General features: G+C 37.2%; 1 protein-coding gene. It reads right to left on the bottom strand.

The window, feature by feature from the left end; translation table 11 throughout:
* Positions 1 to 452: 452 nt before the first annotated feature.
* On the bottom strand, positions 453 to 962 hold the full coding sequence (locus tag H515_RS13465) for a DUF6359 domain-containing protein (protein ID WP_051274764.1): 510 nt from the start codon (positions 960 to 962) through the stop codon (positions 453 to 455).
* Positions 963 to 1,147: the final 185 nt, after the last annotated feature.

The raw sequence follows: 1,147 nt of genomic DNA, 5'->3' as shown, positions 1-1,147 counted from the left end.
CGAGAGATGCAGACAACCTCTCGCTACGCTTCGAGAACGTCTGCATCTCTCGGCGAGGGCTACTCTTTTATTGCACTTCGTTTTGGAACTTGCATAGTAAATATTTGTGTGATGCCTAACACAAAGTAGATCCAATTCATAAGTTTTGACGTGTTTCGTCCCAATGCTAAATAGCACAGCCTAACTTTCCCCCAAAAAAATTCTTATTCAGGCGGTGGCAAATAGATTCTTGATACCACACATGTAACCTCATTATCTTCACAAAGTTATTTGACAAAAACAGAAATTAAAATACATTTCTTAATCTACTGATAATCAGGACAATATCAATTGGTTTGCAAAAGGTGTGCTTTTACCGCTCCATTCATGATGTATCACAGTGCAAAAGGTTAGCTTTCAGCCAACGAAAGTTAAGCATTGTAGAGATAGAGAAAATATTTTTGCGATTCAACTCATTCATCAGCCCATCCGTACCCTCCAATATCATTCTTCATTCCCGGAACTCCCAAATATTTTTGCTTTGTTCCGTAGAAGCAGACTTTCCTCCCATAATTGTCAGGATTAAGATGGAGACTGAACAATTCTCTTAATTCTCCAGCCCTTAATTGTATGGCTATTACTTTTTCGCTATCCGTTTCACCGGATTCATCAGCAAGCAAAATAGCAGTATCGTATGTGAATGGCTTTTCCCACTCTGCATTTTTAATGTTTTTCGTACAATCACCTACTATATATCCCACCACCCAAACTGACTTATCACCAAAATCGTGAGACATAAAATCAGCAACCGAAAAGAATTTATCAGGATTCTCATCATCTTCGACGTCATAATCTCCATCGTCATCAGTGGTCTCCGTTGGTTGTTTTCCGCCACCGTCAACTTCCTCAAGTTCAACTCTGGAACAACTCAATACTACAAATAATGGGAAAATAAAAAATAATAATTTTGAAGCTTTCATCATTAATCATTTAAGGTTATCTGATACAAAGGTATAAAACTCGTAAGACATGCCAAAACAAACAAGTAAAAAATCAATCAAATAGACCCATTCTAGGCTCAGTAGAAAATCAATGGGGGAATAATTTGTTATTTATCTTAATAATTCCGACCTTCGCATTATGGAAGAAAAAATGTTACGCACCTTGG

It is taken from the genome of Prevotella corporis DSM 18810 = JCM 8529 (genome assembly GCF_000430525.1).
Taxonomy (GTDB): Bacteria; Bacteroidota; Bacteroidia; order Bacteroidales; family Bacteroidaceae; genus Prevotella; species Prevotella corporis.
Note: the sequence above shows the minus strand (reverse complement) of the source record. Positions and strands in the feature narration are given on the sequence as shown.